The sequence below is a fragment of the Tenacibaculum sp. TB-53 genome (assembly GCF_059716285.2).
In genome coordinates, this window is record NZ_CM202790.1 from 2,354,612 (window position 1) to 2,380,765 (window position 26,154).

Consider the following 26,154-nt stretch of genomic DNA (forward strand, 5'->3'; position numbering starts at 1 on the left):
ATGATGCTAAAAAGTATATATCTTTCTTTTCTACTGTTTCTTTTACTTAGTTGTTCTTCTAAAGGAGAAGAAGAAAGTATATATACTCCTGTTCCTACTAGTTTAGAAATCCCTAAATTATTTCAACAAAAATTAATAGCTCCTGTTATTCCAGCTAACAATCCTCTAACAAAAGAAGGAATAGCTTTGGGTAAAAAATTGTTTTTTGACCCTATTTTATCAAAAGACAACACACAATCTTGCGCTAGTTGTCACGACCCAAAAAACGCTTTTACCGATGACACTCGTTTTAGTGAAGGAGTCGATGGTAAATTCGGAACGCGAAACTCAATGCCGCTATTTAATTTAGCTTGGAATTTTGATGAACGTTTTATGTGGGACGGAAAAGAACTCAGTATTGAACGTCAAGTATTCTCTCCTGTTCGTAATCCAATTGAAATGCACAGTGATTGGAAAAATGTAACTAAAAAACTACAAGAACACGCTGAATACCCGACCCTTTTTCAACGAGCTTTTGGAGCATCAAAAATAGACTCAACATTAGTTACCAAGGCAATCGCTCAGTTTGAAAGAACTCTAATTTCTGGAAATTCAAAATTTGACCAACACCTTTTAGGTAAAGTAGAGTTAACTCCTGAAGAACAAAATGGCTTTAATGTGTTTATGGACGAAACTAGAGGAGACTGTTTTCATTGTCATGGAAGCGACAACAACCCTTTATGGACAGATAACAAATTCCACAACAACGGTTTAGATGAAAATTTTACCGATTTAGGATTAGGCACCGTTACAGGTGACCCTAATGATAACGGAAAGTTTAGAAGTCCCTCTCTACGAAATTTAAAATTTACCGCTCCTTACATGCACGATGGACGGTTTACTACTTTAGAAGAAGTTATAAACCATTATTCTGAAGGTTTAAAATTATCTTCTACAATAGATCCCTTAATGAAGAAAGCCAATCAAGGAGGAGTACAACTCTCAGATAAAGATAAAGCTGACTTAAAAGCTTTTTTGCTAACCCTTTCTGATGATGATTTTGTAAACAATACTGATTTCAAACAATAATCTTCTAACAATCAACCTGTAGATTTAAAGTATAAACAATTTTTATTGCTTAATAACTATATTCATTTCAAAAAATGATATAAATCATATTTTGTCATTATCTTTGCAGTCACTTAGATTTAATCTATTTAAAACGATGATAAAAGTTTCAGACACAGCAAAAAAGAAAGTCATTGAACTAATGACTGATGACGGATTTGACACTACAACTGACTTTGTTCGTGTTGGGGTAAAAAGTGGCGGTTGTTCAGGATTATCATACGACTTAACTTTTGACAAAACCCAACAGGAAAACGACAAGGTTTTTGAAGACAACGATGTAAAAATTATTGTTGATAAAAAGAGTTTTTTATACCTAGTTGGAACAACTTTAGAATATTCTGGAGGTTTAAACGGTAAAGGATTCGTATTTAACAATCCTAATGCTAACAGAACTTGTGGTTGCGGAGAGAGTTTCTCTTTATAAACCTATACATCACAAAAAGAATACAAAAAACTGATGAGTAAATACACCGAGGACGATTTAAGAGAAGAATTAAAAACCAAAGAGTACGAATATGGTTTTTATACTGATATTGAAAGTGAAAAGTTTCCTAATGGAATAAACGAAGATATCGTTCGTGCCATTTCTAAAAAGAAAAATGAGCCAGAATGGATGACTGAATGGCGTTTAGAAGCTTTTAGAATTTGGGAACAAATGGAAGAACCAGAGTGGGCTAATGTTACCTACAAAAAACCAAGTTTTCAAGATATTTCTTACTACTCAGCTCCTAAACAAAAACCTAAATTAAATAGTTTAGATGAGGTAGACCCTGATTTATTAGCAACTTTTGAAAAATTAGGAATTTCTTTAGAAGAACAAAAAAGGTTAGCAAATGTAGCTGTTGATATTGTAATGGATTCTGTTTCTGTTGCTACTACTTTTAAAGAAACCTTAGCTGAAAAAGGAATTATTTTCATGCCAATATCTGAAGCTATTCAAGAGCATCCAGAATTAGTACGAAAATATATTGGTTCTGTTGTACCACCAACTGACAACTTTTACGCTGCGTTAAACTCGGCTGTATTTTCAGATGGATCTTTTTGTTATATTCCAAAAGGAGTTCGTTGTCCAATGGAATTATCTACTTACTTCCGTATTAACGAAGGAGGAACAGGACAGTTTGAGCGTACGTTAGTAGTTGCTGATGAAAGTAGTTACGTTTCTTACTTAGAAGGATGTACTGCTCCACAACGTGATGAAAATCAATTACACGCAGCAGTTGTTGAGCTTATTGCTTTAGACGATGCTGAAATAAAATATTCAACAGTTCAAAACTGGTTTCCTGGAGACTCAGAAGGTAAAGGAGGAGTATATAACTTTGTTACCAAAAGAGGTTTGTGCGAAACCAATGCTAAAATTTCTTGGACGCAAGTTGAAACAGGATCAGCAATTACATGGAAGTACCCAAGTTGTATTTTAAAAGGAAATAATTCTGTAGGTGAATTTTATTCAATTGCTGTAACAAACAATCATCAACAAGCCGATACGGGTACTAAGATGATTCACTTAGGAAAGAATACCAAATCAACTATTATATCAAAAGGAATTTCAGCAGGTAAGTCACAAAACAGTTATCGTGGTTTAGTTCAAATAAATTCAAGAGCAGAAAATGCACGTAACTTCTCTCAATGTGATTCTTTATTAATGGGTAATGAGTGTGGTGCTCATACTTTTCCTTATATCGAAGCTAAAAATAAATCGGCTCAAATAGAACACGAAGCTACTACTAGTAAAATTGGTGAAGATCAATTATTTTACTGTAATCAACGTGGTATTGATACTGAAAAAGCTATTGCATTAATTGTTAATGGGTTTAGTAAAGAAGTATTAAATAAGCTTCCAATGGAATTTGCTGTAGAAGCTCAAAAATTATTAGAAATTTCGTTAGAAGGTTCTGTAGGATAATTAACCTAATGTGTTAATTATAAACACAACAATTATTAAAAATTAAACGTACGCTTATAGTCAACAGCTTAAAGCCAATAGTATAAGAACAATGTTAAAAATAGAAAACTTACACGCACAGGTAGAAGACAAAGATATTCTTAAAGGAATTAACTTAGAAGTAAAAGCAGGAGAGGTTCATGCAATTATGGGACCAAACGGTGCAGGTAAAAGTACCTTATCATCTGTAATTGCCGGTAATGAAACTTACGAAGTAACTTCTGGTTCTATTGAATTAGAAGGAGAAGATATTAGCGAATTAGCTCCTGAAGAAAGAGCCCATGCTGGTGTATTCTTATCATTCCAATACCCTGTAGAAATACCTGGTGTTACTGTTACAAACTTTATTAAAACAGCCATTAACGAATCTCGAAAAGCCCAAGGTTTAGAAGAAATGCCTGCTAAAGATATGCTTAAAAAGATTCGTGAGAAATCAGAATTATTAGAAATCGATCGTAAATTCTTATCTCGTTCTTTAAACGAAGGATTTTCAGGAGGTGAGAAAAAACGTAATGAGATTTTCCAAATGGCTATGTTAGAACCTAAATTAGCTATTTTAGATGAAACTGATTCTGGTTTAGATATTGATGCTTTACGTATTGTGGCTAATGGAGTTAATAAGTTAAAATCTAAAGATAACGCTGTAGTAGTTATTACCCACTATCAACGTTTATTAGAATATATCGTTCCTGATTATGTACACGTTTTACATGATGGAAAAATTGTTAAAACTGGAGATGCTTCTCTTGCTTTAGAGCTTGAAGAAAAAGGATACGATTGGATTAAAGCAGAGGTAAATAGTTAAAAAGTTGAAAAGTAAAAAGCGAAAATTTGCTCATAAGATAAGCCACTTTTCAGTTTTACAAACTTTTATACTTTATAAACTTTACAACTAAAAACAATGGAGTTGAGAGAAAAAATATTATCATCATACGTAGCTTTTGAAGACAATGTAAATATTAATTCAGATTTACATGAAATAAGAACAAAAGCACTACAAAATTTTGAAAAATTAGGCTTTCCTACAAAAAAATTAGAAGCTTGGAAATACACTTCTTTAAATTCAGTTTTAAAAGAAGATTATAGTATTTTTCCTGATAGAGATGCTTCTGTAGAGTTTGCTGATGTAAAAAAATACTTCATTCATGAAATAGATAGCTATAAAATAGTTTTTGTGGATGGTAAATACAGTTCTTTTTTATCAACTACTACTCATGATGGAAAAGATATTTGTTTATTATCTGCTGCTTTTTCTAAAGAAAAGTATAAGCCTATTATTGAAAAATATTTTAACAAAATTGCTAAACAAGACAATTTAACGTCTTTAAATACAGCTTTTGCTACAGAAGGTGCATTCATTCACATCCCAAAGAATGTTGAAGTTGAAAAACCTATTCAGATAATTAATTTTACTACAGGTAAAGAACATGCAACCATGTTACAGCCTCGTAATTTAATTATTGTAGAGCAAAATGCACATGTTCAAATAATAGAGCGTCACCAAAACCTTAATAATAATGCTGTGTTAACAAATGTTGTAACTGAGATTTATACAGACACACATGCTACAGTAGATTATTACAAGATTCAGAATGACAATAATGATGCTTCTTTAGTTGATAATACATATATCGAGCAACAGAAAGAAAGTACATGCTCTGTACATACTTTTTCTTTTGGTGGCAATATTACTAGAAACAACTTAAACTTCTACCAAAAAGGAGAATATATTAACTCTATTTTAAAAGGAATTACCATTATTGAGGGGAAACAACACGTTGACCATCATACTTTGGTAAACCATATAGAGCCTAACTGTGAAAGTCACCAAGACTATAAAGGTATTTATACCGATCGTTCTACTGGTGTGTTTAATGGTAAAGTTATTGTTGAAAAAGAAGCTCAAAAAACAAATGCTTACCAACAAAACAACAATGTTTTAATAAGTGATAAAGCAACTATAAATGCTAAACCTCAATTAGAAATTTTTGCTGATGATGTAAAATGCTCTCATGGTTGTACCATAGGTCAATTAGACGATCAAGCTTTATTTTATATGCAGCAAAGAGGTATTCCAAAGAAAGAAGCAAAAGCTTTACTTATGTACGCCTTTGCAAATACTGTTTTAGAGAGTGTTAAAATACCAGAGGTTAAAAAAAGAATTACCAAATTAATTGCCAACAAATTAGGGGTTAATATTGGTTTTGAACTATAAAACAAACAAAAGGCATTATATTTAATAATGCCTTTTTAATTCTTTAAATGTTATGAAATATAAGTTTTTAAAAAGCTTATCAACCCCTTACCCATATTTATTTCATACCAAAAGAAACCTTATTATTGCTTGTATACTAAGTATTTTAATATTCTTAGTTAACTATTACTTTTCTCAAAATACTGTTACAAACAATTTTTTTCCATGTTTAACGGCTAGTATAGTTACTTTTTTGAGCATCTTATTTTTTACTGAATTGGTGCCCACCATTTTTTTTACTTCTGAAATTAAAGAAAATTGGAATACTTTAAGAGAATTTTTCTTTACTCTTGGTATTCTTATTTCAATAGCTCTTTTTCAAAATAGTTTTCTGTACCCTATCAAAAATAGTGTTAATAGTAATTTTTTTTTAAGTTTTATTAATACTTTCTCTTATGTTATTTTAATCGGTACTACACCTATACTCATTATTATTTGGATAAACTATGTGGTTATTTTAAAAGAAAATTTAAGAAGTGTTAAAGCGTACAATAAAGAGCTCGAGAAAGAATTAAAACAAAAAAACAAAGAGATTGTTTTATCTATAAAAACGAATAATATAAATGAGACATTAATTCTTGATTTGGCTACTTTTTTATTCGCTAAATCCGAAGGGAATTATGTAGACATATACACTAAGACTCTTAACTCTGTAGACATTAAACCATACAGAATATCTATTCAAAAATTACTTAATAATTTATCTGATTACCCCTTTATTTTAAGCACACATCGTTCTTATATAATTAATATTAAAAATATTAGAAGAACCTCAGGAAATGCGAGGAACTATAAAATTTCATTTCCTAATGTTTCCCATGAGGTTCCTGTATCTAGAAATAAATTTAAATTATTTAAAGAGAAGTTTGACAAGTTTTATAAATAGAATTTATAATGTATATCCTACTCCCATTCCAAAAAACAATCTTGAATCAAAATCACCTGGTCTAAACCTTCCGCTATCAAGAATTCCTTTTAGTGAACTCCAAACATCAAAGGTTATAGTTATTCTATTAAAAGTATAACCTAGAGAATTTATCATTCCGTAATTAAAGTAAGAATGTGAGTTTTTATACTTTTCATATACACCTAAGTGATCTATATATAAACTTCCTTTTGATTTTAAGTTAGTATAGCCAAGAAAAGGTTGAATTGACATGTAAAATCTTCTTTTATTAAAAGGATAAAAACTAAAATCTACCAAACCAACAACAGATAAGTCTCTTGTGTAGCCATCAACAAAACCTGTAAACATATTTTCGTCTTCATTAATAAAACTGTTTTGATAGGCTGCTCCTACCATTAAGGTAATCTTCTTACTTTCCAACAATTTCCTTTTCGCTTTAAAAACAAAACCATAATGCTTTCCAAAACTTGTATTAATTATATCAGTCGTATAGCCCAATTCTAATTTCCACTTTCTTGTAGTATCATGTTCTTGAGCATTCATAAAAAAACTACTTAACAATACTATGTATAAAATTTTCTTCATTTTTTTCTTATTGAATAATTTTTAATCCATTTTTAAATCCTATGATTGGACTATTTCTGTGAGAAATATTTTCTAATCTTTCATAACTGAAATTAAAATCATTATAGTTATTCAATTTTAGTCGCTTAACCATTGCTTTAAATGATGCGTTCATACCAACTCCTTCAAGGTCTCCCATAGCCATGTAAAAAGATTTGCCATCTAACAAACTCAACTTCTTAGCTTTTTCTTCTAAATCGAAAATAAATGAGTTATACCACATTAAATTAGGGCTTACCACAATTGCATTATCAAAAGGGTTTTCTTGTTCTTCTTGCAGCATAACATATAAAGCAAAATAACCTCCAAGTGAATGCCCATAAATTGTTTTTGTTAAACTCTTTATTTGATAATCTTCTTCAATCACAGGGATTAACTCAGAATTTAAAAAGCTAATAAACTTGTTTGCTCCTCCTGAATCTCCATCAAAATCTCTGTCATATGGGTAAGAATAATCTGTACCTCTTTCATTATCGCCCGCATAACCTATGCTCACTATAACGGTATTTTCTTTTTTTTCTAAGCTTAACATTTGCATACATTCATTATAATAGTCGTCACCATCTAATAAATAAATCACGTGATAATCTTTAGTTACATCAACTTCTTCAATGCTCCCTATTTTAATAGCATACTTAAAATTTGTTGAGTTCGATTTTAGAGTGAATTTTTGCTGCTTAATGTTAGAGGGTAAATCTTCTTCAGTGCAACTCATAAAGAAAAAGAGTATAAAACTTAAAAATACAAAAGGGCTTTTTGTGTAAGAATGCGTAATCATTTTTTATGTTTTTTATTAATCCGCATCAAAAATATCTCTCTCAATTTCCTTTAAATATTGTAAAAAGATATATGGTATGAAATGTTCCTTATTTGTGACAAATGGACTCTTTATAGTATAGTTTATATAGTGATTTTTCTTTTAAACCTTACTTTTTTAAACCTGATTAAAAATTTTTCTTTATTTTGATGAAGCCTATTAAATAAGTATTACTAATCGCTGATGTTGTATAGAAAACTTACACTCTTGTACAATCGAAAACACAAGTTTTTATGAGTGACATAAACTTAACCAAAGCGCAAAACAACACTACTTTTTATATGATGATTATTGTTATTTATTTAAGCTCACTTTATTGTAAAAAATAATAATAACAATTTCTCTTTTTTAAAACCTCTCCAAAAGGTCTTTTTTGCTTCAATAAAATATTTGTGTAATGAATTAAATTTATCTACGTCAAAAGTATTGTAAACTAATTTATTTACTTAAAATTTAAAAAAATGCGAAAAACAATTACTCTCACTTTTACCTTCATACTAATTTTTGTGAGTATTCAAACACAAGCACAAACTGATGTATATGATGCTTTATTAAAAACCTATGTTGACTCTCAAGGCAATGTGGATTATAAGGGACTAAGAAAGAATCGGGCGGTTTTAGATATATATATAAAGCATTTGGATAACACCATACCTAGTAATAGATGGTCGCAAAATAAAGCAAAAGCTTTTTGGATTAATGCTTACAATGCTTATACAATCAAATTAATTTTAGATAGTTATCCTTTAAAAAAAATTACCGATATTAAACGTAAAGGAAGAAATGCTTGGAAGATTCCTTTTGCTTCTGTTGGTAAAAAACTATACTCCCTAGATTATATTGAGCATAAAATACTTCGTAGATGGCATGATGACCCTAGAATTCATGTTGCCTTAAATGCAGCATCTAAATCTGGACCTCGATTTGTAAATTTTGCTTTTACTAAAGAGAATATAGAAGAAGCGTTGGAAAACTTAATGAAAGCTTTTATAAACGACTCCACAAAAAATAAGATTACGTTAACTAAAGTTGAAGTTTCAAAAATATTTCAATGGTACCAAGAAGACTTTACCTCTCGTAATACTTTAGTAGATTATATAAATAAGTACTCTCACATTAAAGCTAATGATAATGCCGAAGTGCTATATTTGGACTACGATTGGAGCTTAAACAACAAATAGATTACGTTTAAAGGATGAAAGACACATCTTGTTTTTCATCTTTTAAACATGCTGGTCTATTAAAATCATGTTTCCATCAGGATCAAAGAAAACGATGCTAGAAGGGCCCGAAGTCTCTTCATCTGCCTCACTTTTCAATTTGATGTGATTTTCTTTTAAATGTTGTTGAATGGTTCTTACATCGTCAAAGTCATCTAACTCATTGGCATTTTCATCCCAACCTGGATTAAAAGTAAGAATATTATTTTCAAACATACCTTGAAACAACCCAATTAACGAATTACCATTTTTCATAATCAAATAATTGCTTTCTATTTGACCTGCAAAAACAGTGAATCCCAACGTTTCATAAAATTCTTTCGACTTATTAATATTTTTCACTGATAAACTAATTGAAAAGGCTCCTAGTTTCATAATTTTATAGCTTTAATTTTTTTCTTCAAAAAATATAATACTCCCTTTTTACAAATAAATTTTTAGTCTGTTTAATAACAATTTATGACAGTAAGAAGAGTGTATAAGATAATCATTTTATTCAATTCATCCTTTTAAAAATAAATAAAAAAATCCCACACAAGTTGTGTGGGATTTTTTTATTTATCTGTATAAACTTTATACTACATTTCTAAAGCTTTGGTAGGGTTATTATTCATTAATAGCTCTACAGGATTTTCTAACGCTTCTTTTACAGCTACTAAGAATCCAACAGACTCACGACCATCAATAATTCTGTGATCGTATGATAATGCTACATACATAATTGGTTGAATCACTACTTCGCCATTAACTGCCATTGGGCGATTTACAATATTATGCATTCCTAAAATCCCACTTTGTGGAGGGTTGATAATTGGTGTAGATAACATAGAACCAAATACACCACCATTCGTGATAGTAAACGTACCTCCTGTCATTTCATCAACTGTAATTTGTCCGTCACGTGCACGTAATGCTAAACGCTTTACTTCGCTCTCAACTCCTCTAAACGTTAAATTTTCAGCGTTTCTTATTACTGGCACCATTAATCCTTTAGGACCTGATACTGCAATAGAAATATCTTGGAAATCGTGACTTACTTTGTAATCTCCATCAATCATAGAATTTACATCTGGATACATTTTTAAAGCTCTTACTACTGCTAAAGTAAAGAATGACATAAATCCTAAACCTACACCGTGTTTTGCTTTAAACGCTTCTTTATATTCGTTACGTAAGTCGAAAATTGGTTGCATATTAACCTCATTAAAAGTAGTTAACATCGCTGTTTCGTTCTTTACAGAAACTAAACGTTGCGCTACTTTACGACGTAACATTGATAACTTTTTACGCTCTGTACCACGAGATCCCATTCCTGGAGTTCCCATTGAAGGCACTGCTTTTACAGCATCTTCTTTTGTTACACGACCGTCTTTACCAGTTCCTTTAACATCAGATGGATTCATCCCTTTTTCAGCTAATACTTTCTTAGCTGCTGGAGATGCTGTACCAGTTGCATATGTTTCTTTTGCTGGTTCAGCCTTAGGTGCTTCTTTTTTCTCCTCAGTTTTTGGTGCAGCTGCTTTTGGTGCTCCAGCTTCATCTGGCTTTGCAGCATCCATATCAATATGACAAACTACTGCTCCTACTGCTACTGCATCACCCTCTTCAGCTTTTAAAGTGATTATTCCGCTTTCTTCCGCAGGTAATTCTAACGTTGCTTTGTCAGAATCTACTTCGGCAATTGGTTGATCTTTCTCAACGTAATCACCATCTTCAACTAACCAAGTTGCGATTTCTACTTCTGTAATTGATTCCCCCGGAGAAGGAACTTTCATTTCTAAAACCATCAGTTCTAAATTTTATATATCTGAATTATTTTATTTCTTTTATTTGGGCGTTTCCCTATCGGGTCGGGCTTTTCGCACTACACGGTAGTTTGCTTCTATCCCTAACGCATTTATTTTTTAATCAAAAACCTTATCTATAATAGCTTGATGACGTCTTTTAAAACGTGCACTTGAACCTGCTGCTGGCGCCGAACGGTACTCTTCCGAGGCACATTCTAACCTAGCTAATTCAAAACGTTCTAACATATAACTCCAAGCTCCCATATTTTTAGGTTCTTCTTGCGCCCAAACATAACGTTCTACATTTGGATACTTGTCCATTACTTCTTTAATTTTATCATTATGTAATGGGAACAATTGCTCTATACGAACTAAAGCTACATCTTCTCTTTCTAACTTTTCACGTTCTGCTAATAAGTCATAATAAAATTTACCTGTACAGAACACCATTTTCTTAACTTTTGATGTATCGATAGTATCATCAATCACTTCTTGGAAAGTTCCGTTTGCTAAATCTTCAATAGGGTTTACTGCTTTAGGTAAACGTAATAAACTTTTTGGTGTGAAAACAATTAATGGTTTTCTAAAATCACGCTTCATCTGACGACGCAAAATATGATACATATTTGCTGGTGTAGAACAGTTTGCTATTGTCCAGTTATCAGTTGATGACGATTGTAAGAAACGTTCAATTCTACCTGATGAATGCTCTGGTCCTTGACCTTCATACCCGTGAGGCAATAACATTACCAATCCGTTTTGTAACTTCCATTTATCTTCTGCTGAAGAAATATACTGGTCGAACATAATTTGTGCTCCGTTGGCAAAATCACCAAACTGAGCTTCCCAAATGGTTAGGGTATTTGGAGCTGCCATTGCATATCCATAATCAAAACCTAACACTCCATATTCTGATAAGTGAGAGTTGTAAATAGTCATCTCTCCTTTATTCTTAGGGTTTGTGTTTAATAAATTTACACGCTCTAAGGTTTCTTCATCACGCATAATTGCATGACGGTGAGAGAACGTTCCTCTTTCTACATCTTCTCCTGAAATACGAACATCGTATCCTTCTTCTAACAACGTACCGTATGCTAAGTTTTCAGCTGTACCCCAATCTAACAAATTATCTTCAAAAACCATTTTTTCACGGCCTTTTAAGATACGTTCTGCTTTACGAACAAACTTGTGTCCTTCTGGTGTTTTTGAAATAACTCTTGCAATGCCTTTTAAACCATCTACTGAATAGGTTGTATCTACAGGCTGTAACATATCTTGTAATTGCTTACGTACAAACCCATCCCATACATCAGGCATGAACTCTTGAATTTTAGACGTTTCTTTCTTTTTAGATTCTGTAAATTCAGCCTCTAAATGCGCCTTAAATTCATCTGTTATTTTCTGTAAGTAATCCGTTGTTATACTTCCTTCTTCTATTAATTTATTAGCATAAATTTCTCTTGCATTTTTATGCTTAGAAATTGCCTTATATAATTTTGGCTGAGTAAAACGTGGTTCATCTCCTTCGTTATGACCGTATTTACGGTATCCTAATAAGTCAATAAAAATGTCTTTGTTGAATTTCATACGATATTCAACAGCCATTTCCATAGCGTGACAAACAGCCTCAGCATCATCAGCGTTTACGTGTAATACTGGAGATAACGTTACTTTAGCTACATCAGTACAATACGTACTTGAACGAGCATCTAAATAATTGGTTGTAAAACCTACTTGATTATTTACTACCACATGAATAGTACCTCCTGTTTTGTATCCATTTAATTGTGCCATTTGCACAACTTCATACACAATACCCTGAGCCGCAACGGCCGCATCACCATGTACTAGAATTGGGAGTATCTTATTTTCGTTTCCTTCGTAGTCTTTATCAATTTTAGCTCTAACTATTCCTTCAGCAACTGCATCAACAGTTTCTAAGTGAGATGGATTTGGAACTAAATTCATCTTCATTTTTTGTCCACCTTGATACGCTTTGCTTAAGGTTAAACCTAAATGATACTTAACATCTCCATCTATATCTTGATCTTCAAAATCTTTTCCTTCAAACTCACTAAATAAATCGCGAATAGGTTTTTTAAAGATATTTACCAAAGTGTTTAAGCGTCCACGATGTGCCATTCCTAACACGCATTCTTCCACTCCATACAATTCAGCCGCGTCTCTAAGCGCTACACTTACCCCTGGAATTAATGTTTCTCCTCCTTCAACAGAGAATCGTTTTTGACCTACATACTTTGTTTGCAAAAAGCTTTCGAAAGTTGATGCTTGATTTAGCTTCGTAAGAATATACTTCTTAGACTCTACATCATAACTTGGATGGTTAGCATTCTTATTCAAACGCTCATTCCACCACTTTAACTCTTCAGGGTTGCGTACATACATATACTCAACTCCAATGCTTTCGCAGAAAACAGACTTTAAATAGTTTATAATTTCTGCTAAACTTTTAGGTCCTATTCCTAAAATCTCTCCTGCATTGAAAACAGTGGATAAATCTGATTGATTTAATCCAAAGTTTTCAATATCTAATGTTGGAGTATATGTTCTTCTATTTCGTACTGGGTTTGTTTTGGTAAACAAATGGCCACGGGTACGGTAACCGTTAATTAAATCGATTACTAAAAACTCTTTACGTACTTCTTCAGGGACTTCTACCGAAACTTCTTCATCTGTTAATGAGTATTTCTCGTTAGCCAAATCATATCCTTGAAAAAAACTTCTCCAACTTGGTTCTATCGCATCAGGATTTTTTTGATATTGTTCATACAAATCACCTATAAAACCTGCATGTGCTGCGTTTAAGAACGAAAACTTGTCCATATATTTTGTTATACTTTTCTATCAATAAGAATAATGGAGACAAAAGTACAACTTTTACGAAAAATACCATTCCTTTTTAGTCTAATTTTAAACTCTTTAACGAGTATTAGCTTTTTGTTAAATTTCAGTTAAAAACATAATTCCCTTAAAAAATAAACAACTGAAATCCAGAGATAAGTAATTTTAATCTTACTTTTTTTTAAAAATAATTTGCAGATATAAAAAATCCCCTTAAATTTGCACTCGCATTTTAAGACAAGTATGTTTTAAATTCCTCCTTAGCTCAGTTGGTTAGAGCATCTGACTGTTAATCAGAGGGTCCTTGGTTCGAGCCCAAGAGGGGGAGCAAAGGCAACGTAGAAGCCGATAATTTCTACAATACATATATATTGTTCTACATGAACATTCCTCCTTAGCTCAGTTGGTTAGAGCATCTGACTGTTAATCAGAGGGTCCTTGGTTCGAGCCCAAGAGGGGGAGCAAAACAAAAAAATCAATCTTTTTTAGATTGATTTTTTTGTTTTAATGATTTTCTATCAAAACCACTCTATTTATTACATCTTTCTTCTCTATAAATGTCTTTTTCACCTCAGAATACACAACACTATAATCCAATCTAAGAATATTATAGTATCAGATAAATAACACCTTAATTATAATACAATCCTGTTTCTACATCTTCATATTGCCCTTAATACCTAAAAGGAATAAACGCTTTTTCTCCCGTAAAAAACTACGGGCTTTTCCGTATATATCCAACTCACATTCCCATACTTTTTTTACCACTACTATGATATGCTTGTATAGGTGTACCTATAAGTTTTTTTGAAATTTTATAAGCGAAGTGGATAGCATGATGCGAAAAAACTACAGCATCGCTGCTGTGCTTTATATTTTCTTGACTCTTTACCGCTGACTCATACACGACACGAGCGTAACGCTCGCGCTAGCGGGGGGAGATATCTAACTATAACAAAGCTGTTTTGCAACGCATTAACGATATAGAAAAATTAGATAATAGCACTAAAAGTATCTTATTTAACCTTATTGATACCCACATACAAAACTTTAAAACTAAACAAGCATTTGCGCAATAAAAAACCACAGCTTAAAACTGTGGTTTTGATTTTTTGAATGTTTTTTATTAAAAAATGAAAAGTGCCAATTTAGGACACTACCGATTCTAATCATAAGCATCACCATAATTAGAAAAACTTTGTAGAGTCCAATACCATTCTTTTCCTTTTGACTCATATATTCTTTCTAATAACTCTGTAAAACTTTTAGCTATAATCATACTGTCTTCAGGATGCGAATGAGTTTCAATAAAACTATCATAACAATAACCTTTTTTTTCACCCTGAGACAAATCAATACTAATATACTGCCCTAATCCTTCTGACGATGCTATTAGATACCAATTATTACTTATATCACCTTCCAATTCTTCCCAAATTATATCATCTTCTGGAAATAACACAGTGTTTGTAACTTTAAATTCCTGATAAGACACTATTTTTATTCCAAATGATTCATTCTTATAGAAGTCTATCCCATCGTAATTTTGATAAAAATACTTTAAGTCTTCAGGCAGTAGAATCTCCTTATCCAATTCTTTTCGATTAACGCGAATCAATTCACAGTTTGAATCTCTCTCAATCAATTCTAAAATATTGACTATACTCATAATAGTTTGATTATGTACAACTCTTAATTGCTTTAGCTAAATTGTCTTTTACAGCTTCAATAATATTTTTATTTGTATAAATATACTTATGAAATTCTTTATAGAATTCTCTTCTTACTGATTTTGGTACTTTGGCTGCATCAAACATAGTTTCTGAAAGTTCTTGCATTTGTTTAGCTGAAATATTTTTCCAATTACCTCTTACTTTTCCAAAGTTATCCTTCATCCATTGTCTTTCAGCCCTATGTGCAGCATCATGTAAATCCTTTGTTAATTGAATTGTAGGTTGAGAAGATTGTCTACTTACATAGCCTGGAATATTATGTTTAGCCCAAGCATCCATAATATTATGATGATTAAAAAGTCCTGGACTTTTATTTCCATAATTAACTATATCATACAAATTCCCTGCCAACCCGAGTGAGTCTATCCACGTATTGCTATCGTGAACATAAGCATAAAAATTAGGCTCTCCAGAAAGTAACCCAATAGGGTCTTTACTTATGTAAGTTCCTGACTCTGGAGAATAATACCTAAACCTATTGTAATACAATCCCGTTTCAGCATCTTCATACTGCCCCTGATATCTAAAAGGAATGAACGTTTTTTCTCCCGTAAAACTACGAGCTTTTCCGTATATATCCAACTCACATTCCCATACTTTTTACCACTACTATGATATGTTTGTATAGGTGTACCTATAAGTTTTTTTCAAATTTTATAAGCGATGTGGATAACATGATGCGAAAAAACCACAGCATCGCTGCTGTTCTTTATATTTTCCTGACTCTTTGCCGCTTACTCATACACGGTACGAGCGTGACGCTCGCGCTAGCGAGGGGAGATATCTAACTATAACAAAGCTGTTTTGCAACGCATTAACGATATAGAAAAATTAGATAATAGCACTAAAAGTATCTTATTTAACCTTATTGATACCTACATACAAAACTTTAAAACAAAACAAGCATTTGCGCAATAAAAAAACCACAACTCTAAACTGTGGCTTTTCTATTTTTAAATATTATTTAAGGTGGCTTTGATTACACAACTAATTAAACATCTGTATAAATAGAATGTCCTTCTTCTATAAAGTTAATTCCTTTTAAGTTAGCTTTTTCACACTTATTTTTAAAAACTTCTGTAACTATAATATAAGATTTATGTTCTTCCGTTCTTACTATATCCATATTTTTCAAAGCACCTTTAATAAAATGAAGTTTTTTAATTTTTAAAGTACCATATCTGGTTTTTTCTGTAATTGATTTTTCTTCATCCATACAAGAAATTACATTTAGAATATTCAAAGCGAAAAAGTTAGTATTTTTATTTTGCTTATCATCTCTAATTATAACAGGAATAAACTCTATTTGGCTTTTAGTTAAATCAAGAAAAGTATCTCTAAATTTTTCACTTACTAATGGTAAACCAATAGTTGGTAATAAATCATAAGAGTTTATATAGCTATCTATTTTATCAACTGTATATAAAAAGGGGAATGCAAATTGTATTTTTTTTCCCTCATTTAAAGTAGAAAAGTCTATATCGTTTTCATCATCGAAAACAAAACTAACATCTCTTTTGTAGAAATCTGAAAATTGATAATTCATTAATATAATTAGTCTGATAAATTATCAACAAATGTTTTGAAATGCTCTTTAAAGCTATCAGAAACTTTAACAGGTTCAGCCAATTTATTATCATATTTTATATCAAAACTAAAAATTGGTGAATCCTCTAGTTCTTCATCTAAAGAACACTTTAACGCATACAAATTTTCATAATCTTGATATTCAATAACCACAAACTCACCTCCAAGAGAAAATTCATCTCTTGCAAATAAAGTATCCCCTAAAACTGTACCTCTTTCTTCATTTTCTCCATCTGAATCTAAACCAAGTAATATACTATCACCAAAACCTATATATCCACATTCTGAAATATATTTTTTGTACTCTTTAGGTAATTTTAGACCAAGAATCTTTTCACATTCATTTATTATTCCACCTGATACATTTCCATCACTATAAAAAGTATCATCTTCTATGTTTTTTATAACATCAATATAACTCATGTTCTATAAAATTATTAACAACAACTTAATCCTTTAGCTCTTTCTTTCCAATATTTTTTTCTAAAACTTTCATAAGCATTATGCAATGCTTTATTGTTTCTAAAACTTCGTTTATTTTCTATTAAACCATGTAGTGCTTTATGATGTTTTTTATGGAATGAAGAAGTAAGCTCTACCATTGGCCCAGGTTCTTGCCCTATAACATGATGTAGATTTATTTGTTTTCCATCTATTCCTATAGGAGCATTCCCTGTTTTCATCAAATCTAAATTGGTAGCCCCATTGGCAATTCTCTTTCTAATGTGTTTATTAACACTTGAATCAACAATATCAGGAGTTCCTGTGACAAAATCTGTTCCGTTTTGATATACCTTTCTTCCTAAAACTTCGATAGGATTAAACTTTGTAAGTCCTAGAGGGTCAACCCAACTATTACTATCGCTTACATAGGCATACATATTCGGCATTCCTCCTGCTAACCCAATCGGGTCTTGACTTATGTACGTACCACTTTCAGATGAATAATAACGAAAACGGTTGTAATACAATCCCGTTTCTTCATCTTCATACTACCCTTGGTAACGAAATGGTATAAAAGAACGTTTACCAATAATATTACGAATTTTACCGTAAATATCATATTCTGCTTCCCATGCTTTATCTTCTTTATTTTTATATAAAATTGTGTTTTCTAGTTCTACTACATTCTCACAAGCAAGGTATTTATGCCAGCTAGTGCCTTACTTAGAGACTCTAAAACTCAAATAAGTATAAGTATAACAATAAAAACAACTACATCTAAATATGCCTATTTCTATTTTGCATTGTTTTCTAATTTAGAATATTAACATAATAAAAGTCAGTGAAGTCAGTTTTTCACTTCCAAAACCCTGCATGAGAATTTTGAAATTGATATTTCAAAGCCAAAGACTCAAACTCATTAGTTTCAGAATTATCCTTACTTCTAAAGTAAAAAGTATCCAATAACATATTCTTTGCAATCTTTTTAATCTCTCCAAATTCTATATTAGCATCTGTTATTGCTAATTTTTCCAATTTTTTATATGAGACTATATTATGGATATTCTGCAAATTTTTACAATTTAAAAATTCTAGTCTTTTAATTATTTTAGACTTCAAAGAAGGAACTTCTGTAATCGTATTTACTCTATTGAATGAGATATTTTCTAAATCTAACAATTCGTTTAAAAATGAAAAATCAGCAATTTTCTTACAAAAACTAAGTTTTATAGTTTTTAAACTGGGATATTTTTGTGTCAGCAGATGTTCATTTTGTACATTATCAAGAATGACGAGTTCTTTTAAATTAGTATTCTTCGAAACATATTCTAAATTAATATCTTTTAGTTTAATCTTCACTAAAGAATCTTTGATTATGCTATAATCTTTTTTGTTTATTGAATGTTCAAAACTTAATTCTTTAAGATTATTATGTTTTTTCAGAACATTTAAGTTTATTTTTTTGTTATAAAACCCACCTAGAGAAAATGACTGTAAATCTTTTATGTAATCAATCTTATCTATACTTTCAAGAGGGGTTGAAGAACCAACAATAATACTAATATGTTTCAAATTATTTAAAAATTGTAATACATCCAAATTTCTAAATAAATTATCTCGATTTGTTTTGTTAGGATCACAAAACAGAATTAATTTAATACTTGAAATATCATTAAGAATTTCATTCAGTTTATTCAAAACATCTGCGCTAACTCCTTTTTCTATAGTTATGGTATTATTCTCTTTCAAAAAAGAAATATTATTTCTCAAATAAGATAGGTCTTTCTTGTCTAAATTCATATTTTAATTATTTACACATTCCTTTAGGTTTATAATGATCTTTAACTCTTTTATCTATTATTTCATCGTAGTCATCCCCAAAAGTATCAATCAACCATTTTTCTCCTAAATCTCTTCTATAGGTTTTTTTCTTATTATCCATATTTACTGGTCTTTGTGCATTAGTCATAGGGTCAATCTCTCCTGCTGCTTCCATTTTTTTCATTCTTTCATAAGTAATTTGTTCAACCCCTTGAGCTGTATCAGTATTAGGAATACCATCAAAAATATCTGTAGCTATATTTTTATTCCCATATCTTTTGGCAGCATTATACTTTGCCTTTCCCACGTATACTTCTTTGTTTCTTAAGTAAACTGTAGAGAGTCCAAAAGGATCTACCCATATATTAGAATTATTTACATAGCTGTAAAAATTAGGTTCTCTTGAAGCTAGTCTTATCGGATCTTGGGAAATATAAGTCCCTGACTCTGGTGAGTAATACCTAAACCTATTGTAATACAAGCCCGTTTCTTCATCCTCATACTGCCCCTGATATCTAAAAGGAATGAACGTTTTTTCTCCCGTAAAACTACGAGCTTTTCCGTATATATCCAACTCACATTCCCATACTTTTTTACCGCTACTATGATATGCTTGTATAGGTGTACCTAAATGATCGGTAATAATAGAATAAGTTTCATTGTTTTCTATTTTTGCTTGTGGCACAAAGCTGTCTTCTTCAAAAATCCAAGTAACTAAATCTTCCTTATCTGACAGACTCCATTCGTGTAAAGGCACATTTTTATCGTACACCCAATAGGTTATTTTTTGGTCGTTGTATTGTTTACTTATACGCCTGCCTAAAGCATCGTACGTAAATGAAATAACATCTTTATTAGGTTGTATTACCTGAGAGAGCATTCCGTTTTCTTCCCATGTATAACGCCAAACCTCAACACTTTTTTTAGCTCTTTTTTCTACTAAATTACCATTAGCATCATAGTTATACTCAAAATCTGGGCACGATAGTAACTGACCTGCTTTACCATAGGTTCGTTCATTTTGTGCTTCGGTTTGGTATAAATTACCTACCGCATCGGGTAGTTTATAGTCAAAACTACCATCTGAATACCCTGCCTTGGCTAAGTTATTAAAAGCGTCATAACTAAAAGCAACTCCTTTGTTTGCTATATTGTCAAAAATTCGGGTAAGCTTATCGTTAATATCCCAACTATAGCGCCTATGTGTGGTTTGTTTTTCATTTACTGAAACCGCATGTACTTCAGGTTTTCCATCGGGTCTTCTTTGCCAAGTATTGGTTACTCCTCCTGGTAAGTTACGTTCTATTTCTAAACCTAAAGCATCATAGGTATATTGTGCTTGCCAACTCGCTTCTTCTGTTTTCGCTAACGTATTGGCTATTGAGTTGTCTTTATTACGAGTAATAGCTATGTTGGCTCCTAAACTACTTTCTAAATGGGTACGATAACCCATGGCATTATAGATGCTTTTTACCTCAATACCGTTTTGGATTTCGGTTATTATATTTCCTGTTTCATCTCGTTTAAAAACAACAGTAGCGTTTTTATTTATAGCCTGAACTAAAAGTCCGTTTTTATCGTATTGATAAGTTTCTTTATCTCCACTTGGGTAAACTACTTCGCTTACTTTTCCTAAACGATCGTATGTTATTTTGGTACTTACTCCTAAAGGGTCTATTTTTTCAACTACATTTCCTACTGGATTTGTTAAATAACGTTGAGTTTTTCCATCAAACCCTATTTCTTTAACAATGTGTCCTGCTGCATTGCGCTTAAAGCTATATACGTTTTTTTCTTCGTTAACTATGGCTTTTAAGTTATCAGCTCTATCGTATTTAAAAAGTATTTCTGTATTATTTTGTTTGCGACTTAAGAGTTTGCCTGCAGAATTGTATTTAAAATTTATATTATGTTGAGCGTCTTTTAATTGTATTAAATTACCTAGGGCATCATATTTTAAGTTAATACGGTTGGCTTCCATAGTAACAATGCTTGTTACGCGCCCTAAACTATCGTATCGATAATTTTCTGCTATATTTTCGCTGTTTTTTATCGTTAGTACTCTACCTAACTCATCATATTTCCACTGGGTTACTACTTTATTATGATCGGTTATGGTATTTAATTGATAGTTTTTAGTATATGAGATATAGGTTCGTAAACCATTGGGGTTAATAACCGTGGTTAGTAAATTGTTTTCGTATTCGTAACGTGTAATATCGTTAGTATATCCTATTTGTGTTACAAGTTGTCCAATTTCATTATATTCCAACAACATAACAGCTCCCATAGCATTGGTTACACTTGTTAATTTATTGTTTTCATAAGTATATAACAGTTCTGCTCCGTTTGGCAACCGAATATGAGTTTGGTTTCCGTATACATCGTAACCGTAATAGGTGTTTTGCCCAAGAGCATCTGTATAACAAATTAGGTTATCGTTTAAATCATACTCCCAATATTCGCTGTGCCCTAAGGGGTTTTGTACTTCTACTATTTTTTCGTCATTAATATAATACGTAGTCGTGTTTCCTTTTCCATCTGTTATTTTAGTAATGCCCTTTTCGTATGTAAACTTCTCTACACTTGTACCATCGGTGAATCCTCGTTTGATACATTTTGGTTCGTCTGTTTTATTTTCATATTGCCAATAAAATACGCTTCCATTACCATCTATTTTTTTCGTTAAAAAGTTGTTATTGTATTCGTATTGCTCTGTAATACCTTCACTATTTGTTACCGAAGTTAATCTATTTTCTTCATCGTATTCATAGCTCACCAACGTATGCATTTTTCCTTCTGCCAGTACTTGTACCTGTACTATAAGATTATTTTCGTTACGTAAAAAGGTAATTTCACGATTGGCGGTATCGGTAATAAGCGCTAACATTCCGTTTGTATAATTCAAATCAATACTAAATTGATATTTTTGAACATTCGTTAGCTTATAATGGTTGTTTCCTAAAAAATTATCTTTGGTAAATACATACCATAAGTCTTCTTCGTAATTTTCTAGAATAATTTGATTTCCTTTACGTTGATAACTAATTTTTTCGTCTTTAAATACGTTTTCTTCTCCGTCTTCTACATAAGGTATGGATACAATGCTTCCATTGTTTTTTTTCCAGTTAATATATTGTTCGTGAACAACTAACTCTAAATATTGGTCAAAATTATGTGTCCAAATAGTACCTAAATCACTTTTATTGTAGGTTACCCAAGATTGGTTATTTCGTTTCCATTCAAACGGAATAATTCCTGGCAATTCAAAATCGGTATTTTGGATGTTTAACTGTCCGGTTGGGATGTGTAACATAGCTTTTTTCTTTTTTAGGTTTTATGATGGGCAATTACAACCTTTCTTTAATTTTTTAGCAAGTTTTTTAAAGGTTTTACCTCCAAATTTCATTAAAAACTTTAGGCCTCCTAGCATAGCGAGTTTCATAACAACTCCCATTAAATCGGGTACTTGAGGTCCACCTACAATAACAGGAGGTCCTGCTGGAATAGGTATTGTAGTAGTGGTAGGTGTGTACATATTTGGCGATCCTAAAGGAATCCCTATACAACTACAAGTCATCATATTATAACTTGCAACACTAAAATAAGAGCTATCTACTTCTACTGTTTTACTACCAAAAAAGTGCAATCCTTCATGGTCTATTAACGGCATAGTAGCAGGATAAAATCCGGCTCCTAAAGGAAAGTGTTTTATGGTTCCTAAAGTAGCCATAGTACCTGCATTTGCTCGTTTTTGATTGTTTACATACACATTGGTTCCTATAACAGGAATATAATCCATTGGGTCGAAAATCATTCCTATAAAAGGGTGTGGTATAGGAATTGGTGCTGGTGATGGTGGTATAGTTACAAAATGAATATCTATACCCATTGCTATATTTGTATGTTTTGATGCTGGCTGCATATTTTTTTAGGTATTTGTTATCATACTAACTGGTTGTATCATTTCTTCTGGCTTAGGTTTTTTCCAATGTTCTCCCCAAATACTCTTTGCCAAATTTTCAACTGTTATTGCTGCATCTTTCTCATTGTTTGCATGGTATTTATCATACAGTTTTTCGCACACTAAAAAAAAAGTTGTGTAACGTAACATTGTTTTATCCAACTCTTTTACCGTTTCAAAACAGTTGTTAAGTAACTTGTAGGCTTCTTTACTGTTAAATTGTTTTACTGATAATTCGGAAGCTAACCTGATTGATTCTATATAAGTTGGATATACTTGATAGCTTTTAGCTGTTTCTGCTGTTTTTAAATAGTATTCAATAGCTTCACTTTTATTTCTTTTTACATGGTAAGTGGCTGCTGTAAAATTGTATCCCTGAATTAATAAACTCTCACAAACTGTATCGTCTTGAGTAATTCCATCATAGCAAACTGTTAAAGCGTTTTTAAATTTAACCAATGCTTTATCGTACTTTTTAAGCTGAAAGTATGCACTACCATAAGTAATAAGCACCGTTGCCTCTAAACTTTTACTGGCTGCTTCTTTAGCTACTTCAATACCTTTATTTCCCCACAATTCAACTCCACGTATGTTTTCTTTTTGAAGCTCTTCAAATATGTTTAAAAGACAGGTATTTATAGCTATTCCTGGTTCATGAGCATCTCCAGAAGAAGCTACTATTTCTTTCATAGCCTGAAACATCTTTAAATTGGCTTCTATACTTACTTCTTTTACCTCGTTTGGTATATACCTAAAAGCTTTACTATCTTTATAATCTACAACCATTATTTGTAAATTATCTGGAAGCTTTTCAGTTAAAGACAACACCCAATTTCCCCATTGTTTTCCTAATTGTTTTAAATTTTGAGGTAATAAAACTAGCACCAACCTAGCATTATTAGAAATAGCTTGTGCAAAAGAACTCATACACTCCAAGAACTCTTGTTCTCTATTCTTTACAGCTGTATTCTCATAAGGCTGACTTTGCCATTGTGGTAAAAGTTTTTTAGGAACTTCATCTCTATACTGTTTATTATTCCATGTGTCAATCCAAGCATTTTTTAGGTTTAAAGCAAAAGATTCCTCTTTGTTATCGAAAAAAGGTATTGTAAACGGGAAAAAGAATTCTGACAAAACTCCATGTTCTCCCGATTCTAACAACACAAAAGCTTCTAACATTCTATACTCATTTTCTTCAATAAGCCATCTTACCAGTTTTGTATCTTCTTTTACTTTTCTAAACCATTTTGTTTGTAGTTGTGTAATTCTATGTGTTATAGCATTATTCTCCTGCATAGCTAATTAATTTAGTTTAAGCTTAGCTTAACATTTCCTTTTACACTAGTATTCATTCCTTGAATATCTACACTTTTCCCTTCTACACTATATTTACTCGACTTAGTTTCTTGTGTTTTAGATTCTATTTTAAGGTTCGATTTTGTTTTTATTTCTACTAAATCACTTCCCTCTTGTACTATTTTCTTAGAGTTTACAGAAACTTCGTCTTTACCATCTATAGTTACAGATTTACTAGCTTCTATTTTAATTTCTTCTGAACTTAGCGTTATACTTTTAGGTGCACTAATGCTAATGGTTTCATCTCCATTCAATGTAACCGTGCTTCCACTTGGATCACTAACTGTTATTTTTCCTTTTCCTTCATCATCATCAAACGTTATGGTACTTCCACTACGAGTTGTAATGCTTTTTATTTTATTGTTATCACTTCCTCCTGCTCCTGTTTTTCCATTAAAAAAACTTCCCATTACAAATGGACGATTAGGAGTATTATACCTAAACCCTATCATTACTTGATCTCCTTCTTCTGGTACAAAAACAAACCCTCTATTAACATTCACTTGATCACTTTTACCACCATCGGGAGTTAGTACTGGTATCCAACTAGATTTCATATTATCTACTTGCCACTGGAATTTTACTTGAACTCTTCCTTTATTTTCTGGATCTTTGTTGGATACGACTGTAGCTAGCTGTGGTTCAGCAATTGGAAAATTAACTTCAAAATTGGTAGGTAAAACTTCTACACTAGAAGCTATTGCGGTAAAGCTATTTTCATATCCATCTTTAAAGGCTTCATGCTCTATTTCAGTTATAATATACTCTCCATAAGGCTTCTGCTCTTTTGCTCCCTCTCCATCTTTAAACCCTGTTGCTAAAACTTTAATTATAGATCCTACAGTTAAACTTTGTTTGTTTGATTTTCCTTTAATTACATGACTATTTGCCATTTTTGAAGATCGTAAAGCTTCTATCGCTTTTTCTATTTTAGATTTGTCGTTAAAAACACCATTTAAATGTTGATTAGATGCTAACTTAAACACGTCTTTAGACGCTTTAAATGAATGAGCCCCTAATTCGTTAAGACCTTTTACATTTCCTTTTACTTTTTCTGAATGTTTTTCATCTAATAAACTGTTATAGGAAAATGCACTAAAATTATTTGGTTTTGTTTCAATACCTATATGTAAAGAAGGTAAATCTTTTCCATAAATAAGCTCTATAGCTGCTTTTTGAGAAGAAGGCTTGCCAAATAATAGTTTTTGACCATCGTAATATAACCATTCATTATATTGTTTTGCTAAACGTTTAATTAGTGTATAATGACTTTCGTTATACTGACATTCATATTCTATCTCTTCTTTAAAAACTGGGGTTACCTCAGCTTTAACACTAGCTTGCTCTGTTACATCTTTTATTATGGTAGATAACTCTTTTTTTAACCAAGACTGCAAGTGTTTACCTGCCTCTAACAAAATGGTTTTTGAATAGCCTGATACATGCAACCTACTCTCAAACCCATTGTTATGTACTAACTCTATATTAGTTATTACTCCTGAAAAGCTATAATCTTCAAAAACAATCATCATATCTTTTCCTAGCCATTTTTTAGAAGCATCTATTGTATGTGTTCCTAACTTTTCAATAACTTGATAATCTAATTCAACACAGAAAAAGTGATGATTATATATTTGTTGCGCCAAGCTTATTGATTCATAATAATCAATAAACTGCCCGTCTATACTAATTTTAGTATCAAATTTTTTCATAATTTATTTTT

Annotated in this window: 22 protein-coding genes, 2 tRNA genes and 1 pseudogene; 9 read left to right on the top strand and 16 right to left on the bottom strand. The window is 31.5% G+C overall.

Annotated features, from left to right (window positions below; all coding sequences use genetic code 11):
* From AC3VJB_RS10845 to AC3VJB_RS10870, 6 genes are all read left to right on the top strand, one after another.
* Window positions 1-1,068, top strand: coding sequence for a cytochrome-c peroxidase (locus AC3VJB_RS10845; RefSeq protein WP_167712887.1), 1,068 nt, complete (start codon window positions 1-3; stop codon window positions 1,066-1,068).
* Window positions 1,069-1,204: 136 nt separating this feature from the next.
* A complete protein-coding gene (locus AC3VJB_RS10850; protein WP_047789909.1) occupies window positions 1,205-1,534 on the top strand; it encodes a HesB/IscA family protein in 330 nt (109 codons plus the stop codon).
* Between the two features lie 33 nt (window positions 1,535-1,567).
* Complete coding sequence (gene sufB, locus AC3VJB_RS10855; protein ID WP_073182171.1) at window positions 1,568-3,016, top strand: Fe-S cluster assembly protein SufB; 1,449 nt, start codon at window positions 1,568-1,570, stop codon at window positions 3,014-3,016.
* 91 nt (window positions 3,017-3,107) lie between these two features.
* Complete coding sequence (sufC, locus tag AC3VJB_RS10860) at window positions 3,108-3,860, top strand: Fe-S cluster assembly ATPase SufC (protein WP_047789907.1); 753 nt, start codon at window positions 3,108-3,110, stop codon at window positions 3,858-3,860.
* Window positions 3,861-3,956: 96 nt separating this feature from the next.
* A complete protein-coding gene (gene sufD / locus AC3VJB_RS10865; RefSeq protein ID WP_159493467.1) occupies window positions 3,957-5,270 on the top strand; it encodes a Fe-S cluster assembly protein SufD in 1,314 nt (437 codons plus the stop codon).
* Between the two features lie 259 nt (window positions 5,271-5,529).
* Window positions 5,530-6,195, top strand: coding sequence for a LytTR family DNA-binding domain-containing protein (locus AC3VJB_RS10870; RefSeq protein WP_159432114.1), 666 nt, complete (start codon window positions 5,530-5,532; stop codon window positions 6,193-6,195).
* A gap of 3 nt (window positions 6,196-6,198) precedes the next feature.
* Here the strand turns inward: AC3VJB_RS10870 and AC3VJB_RS10875 are convergent, their stop codons facing one another.
* Together AC3VJB_RS10875 and AC3VJB_RS10880 are read right to left on the bottom strand one after the other, a co-directional pair.
* Complete coding sequence (locus AC3VJB_RS10875; RefSeq protein WP_437823402.1) at window positions 6,199-6,801, bottom strand: hypothetical protein; 603 nt, start codon at window positions 6,799-6,801, stop codon at window positions 6,199-6,201.
* 7 nt (window positions 6,802-6,808) lie between these two features.
* Window positions 6,809-7,555: an alpha/beta hydrolase gene (locus AC3VJB_RS10880; RefSeq protein WP_497667136.1), complete on the bottom strand. Its 747-nt coding sequence runs from the start codon at window positions 7,553-7,555 to the stop codon at window positions 6,809-6,811.
* A gap of 563 nt (window positions 7,556-8,118) precedes the next feature.
* Here AC3VJB_RS10880 and AC3VJB_RS10885 point away from each other — a divergent pair.
* A complete protein-coding gene (locus AC3VJB_RS10885) occupies window positions 8,119-8,838 on the top strand; it encodes a DUF547 domain-containing protein (RefSeq protein WP_173358892.1) in 720 nt (239 codons plus the stop codon).
* A 42-nt stretch (window positions 8,839-8,880) separates the two neighbouring features.
* Here the strand turns inward: AC3VJB_RS10885 and AC3VJB_RS10890 are convergent, their stop codons facing one another.
* From AC3VJB_RS10890 to AC3VJB_RS10900, 3 genes are all read right to left on the bottom strand, one after another.
* On the bottom strand, window positions 8,881-9,252 hold the full coding sequence (locus AC3VJB_RS10890; protein WP_047789902.1) for a VOC family protein: 372 nt from the start codon (window positions 9,250-9,252) through the stop codon (window positions 8,881-8,883).
* 203 nt (window positions 9,253-9,455) lie between these two features.
* Window positions 9,456-10,664, bottom strand: a complete 1,209-nt coding sequence (odhB, locus tag AC3VJB_RS10895) for a 2-oxoglutarate dehydrogenase complex dihydrolipoyllysine-residue succinyltransferase (RefSeq protein ID WP_206337263.1) — start codon at window positions 10,662-10,664, stop codon at window positions 9,456-9,458.
* 117 nt (window positions 10,665-10,781) lie between these two features.
* Window positions 10,782-13,508 carry a 2-oxoglutarate dehydrogenase E1 component gene (locus AC3VJB_RS10900; RefSeq protein WP_047789900.1) on the bottom strand — a complete coding sequence of 909 codons (2,727 nt, stop codon included), beginning with the start codon at window positions 13,506-13,508 and terminating at the stop codon, window positions 10,782-10,784.
* Between the two features lie 272 nt (window positions 13,509-13,780).
* Between AC3VJB_RS10900 and AC3VJB_RS10905 the strand changes: the two genes are divergently transcribed.
* Together AC3VJB_RS10905 and AC3VJB_RS10910 are read left to right on the top strand one after the other, a co-directional pair.
* Window positions 13,781-13,854 (top strand) — tRNA-Asn (locus tag AC3VJB_RS10905).
* 60 nt (window positions 13,855-13,914) lie between these two features.
* Window positions 13,915-13,988: transfer RNA gene (locus tag AC3VJB_RS10910), tRNA-Asn, on the top strand.
* 703 nt (window positions 13,989-14,691) lie between these two features.
* On the opposite strand, the gene AC3VJB_RS10915 is transcribed toward AC3VJB_RS10910, so the two are convergent.
* The 11 genes and pseudogenes from AC3VJB_RS10915 to AC3VJB_RS10965 form a co-directional block, all read right to left on the bottom strand.
* Window positions 14,692-15,120 carry an SMI1/KNR4 family protein gene (locus tag AC3VJB_RS10915; RefSeq protein WP_281980053.1) on the bottom strand — a complete coding sequence of 143 codons (429 nt, stop codon included), beginning with the start codon at window positions 15,118-15,120 and terminating at the stop codon, window positions 14,692-14,694.
* Window positions 15,121-15,205: 85 nt separating this feature from the next.
* Window positions 15,206-15,841 (bottom strand): RHS repeat-associated core domain-containing protein, encoded by a 636-nt coding sequence (locus AC3VJB_RS10920; RefSeq protein ID WP_497667137.1) that lies wholly within the window; start codon window positions 15,839-15,841, stop codon window positions 15,206-15,208.
* A 409-nt stretch (window positions 15,842-16,250) separates the two neighbouring features.
* Window positions 16,251-16,805 (bottom strand): imm11 family protein, encoded by a 555-nt coding sequence (locus tag AC3VJB_RS10925; protein ID WP_497651646.1) that lies wholly within the window; start codon window positions 16,803-16,805, stop codon window positions 16,251-16,253.
* 8 nt (window positions 16,806-16,813) lie between these two features.
* Window positions 16,814-17,269 (bottom strand): SMI1/KNR4 family protein, encoded by a 456-nt coding sequence (locus AC3VJB_RS10930; protein WP_047790867.1) that lies wholly within the window; start codon window positions 17,267-17,269, stop codon window positions 16,814-16,816.
* Between the two features lie 14 nt (window positions 17,270-17,283).
* Window positions 17,284-17,532: an HNH/ENDO VII family nuclease gene (locus AC3VJB_RS10935; protein WP_462099337.1), complete on the bottom strand. Its 249-nt coding sequence runs from the start codon at window positions 17,530-17,532 to the stop codon at window positions 17,284-17,286.
* Between the two features lie 156 nt (window positions 17,533-17,688).
* Window positions 17,689-17,826 (bottom strand): annotated as a pseudogene (locus AC3VJB_RS10940) (RHS repeat-associated core domain-containing protein); the annotation flags it as partial.
* A gap of 319 nt (window positions 17,827-18,145) precedes the next feature.
* The gene (locus tag AC3VJB_RS10945) at window positions 18,146-19,090 is read right to left on the bottom strand and encodes a hypothetical protein (protein ID WP_464848498.1); all 945 of its coding nucleotides are present in this window, start codon (window positions 19,088-19,090) and stop codon (window positions 18,146-18,148) included.
* Window positions 19,091-19,097: 7 nt separating this feature from the next.
* Entirely contained in the window at window positions 19,098-22,427 is a 3,330-nt protein-coding gene (locus tag AC3VJB_RS10950; protein ID WP_497667138.1) for an RHS repeat-associated core domain-containing protein, read from the bottom strand.
* Between the two features lie 21 nt (window positions 22,428-22,448).
* Complete coding sequence (locus AC3VJB_RS10955) at window positions 22,449-23,036, bottom strand: hypothetical protein (RefSeq protein ID WP_047790812.1); 588 nt, start codon at window positions 23,034-23,036, stop codon at window positions 22,449-22,451.
* A 6-nt stretch (window positions 23,037-23,042) separates the two neighbouring features.
* Window positions 23,043-24,371, bottom strand: a complete 1,329-nt coding sequence (locus tag AC3VJB_RS10960) for a tetratricopeptide repeat protein (RefSeq protein WP_497667139.1) — start codon at window positions 24,369-24,371, stop codon at window positions 23,043-23,045.
* Window positions 24,372-24,382: 11 nt separating this feature from the next.
* On the bottom strand, window positions 24,383-26,143 hold the full coding sequence (locus AC3VJB_RS10965; protein WP_053056793.1) for a type VI secretion system Vgr family protein: 1,761 nt from the start codon (window positions 26,141-26,143) through the stop codon (window positions 24,383-24,385).
* Between the last annotated feature and the right edge of the window lie 11 nt (window positions 26,144-26,154).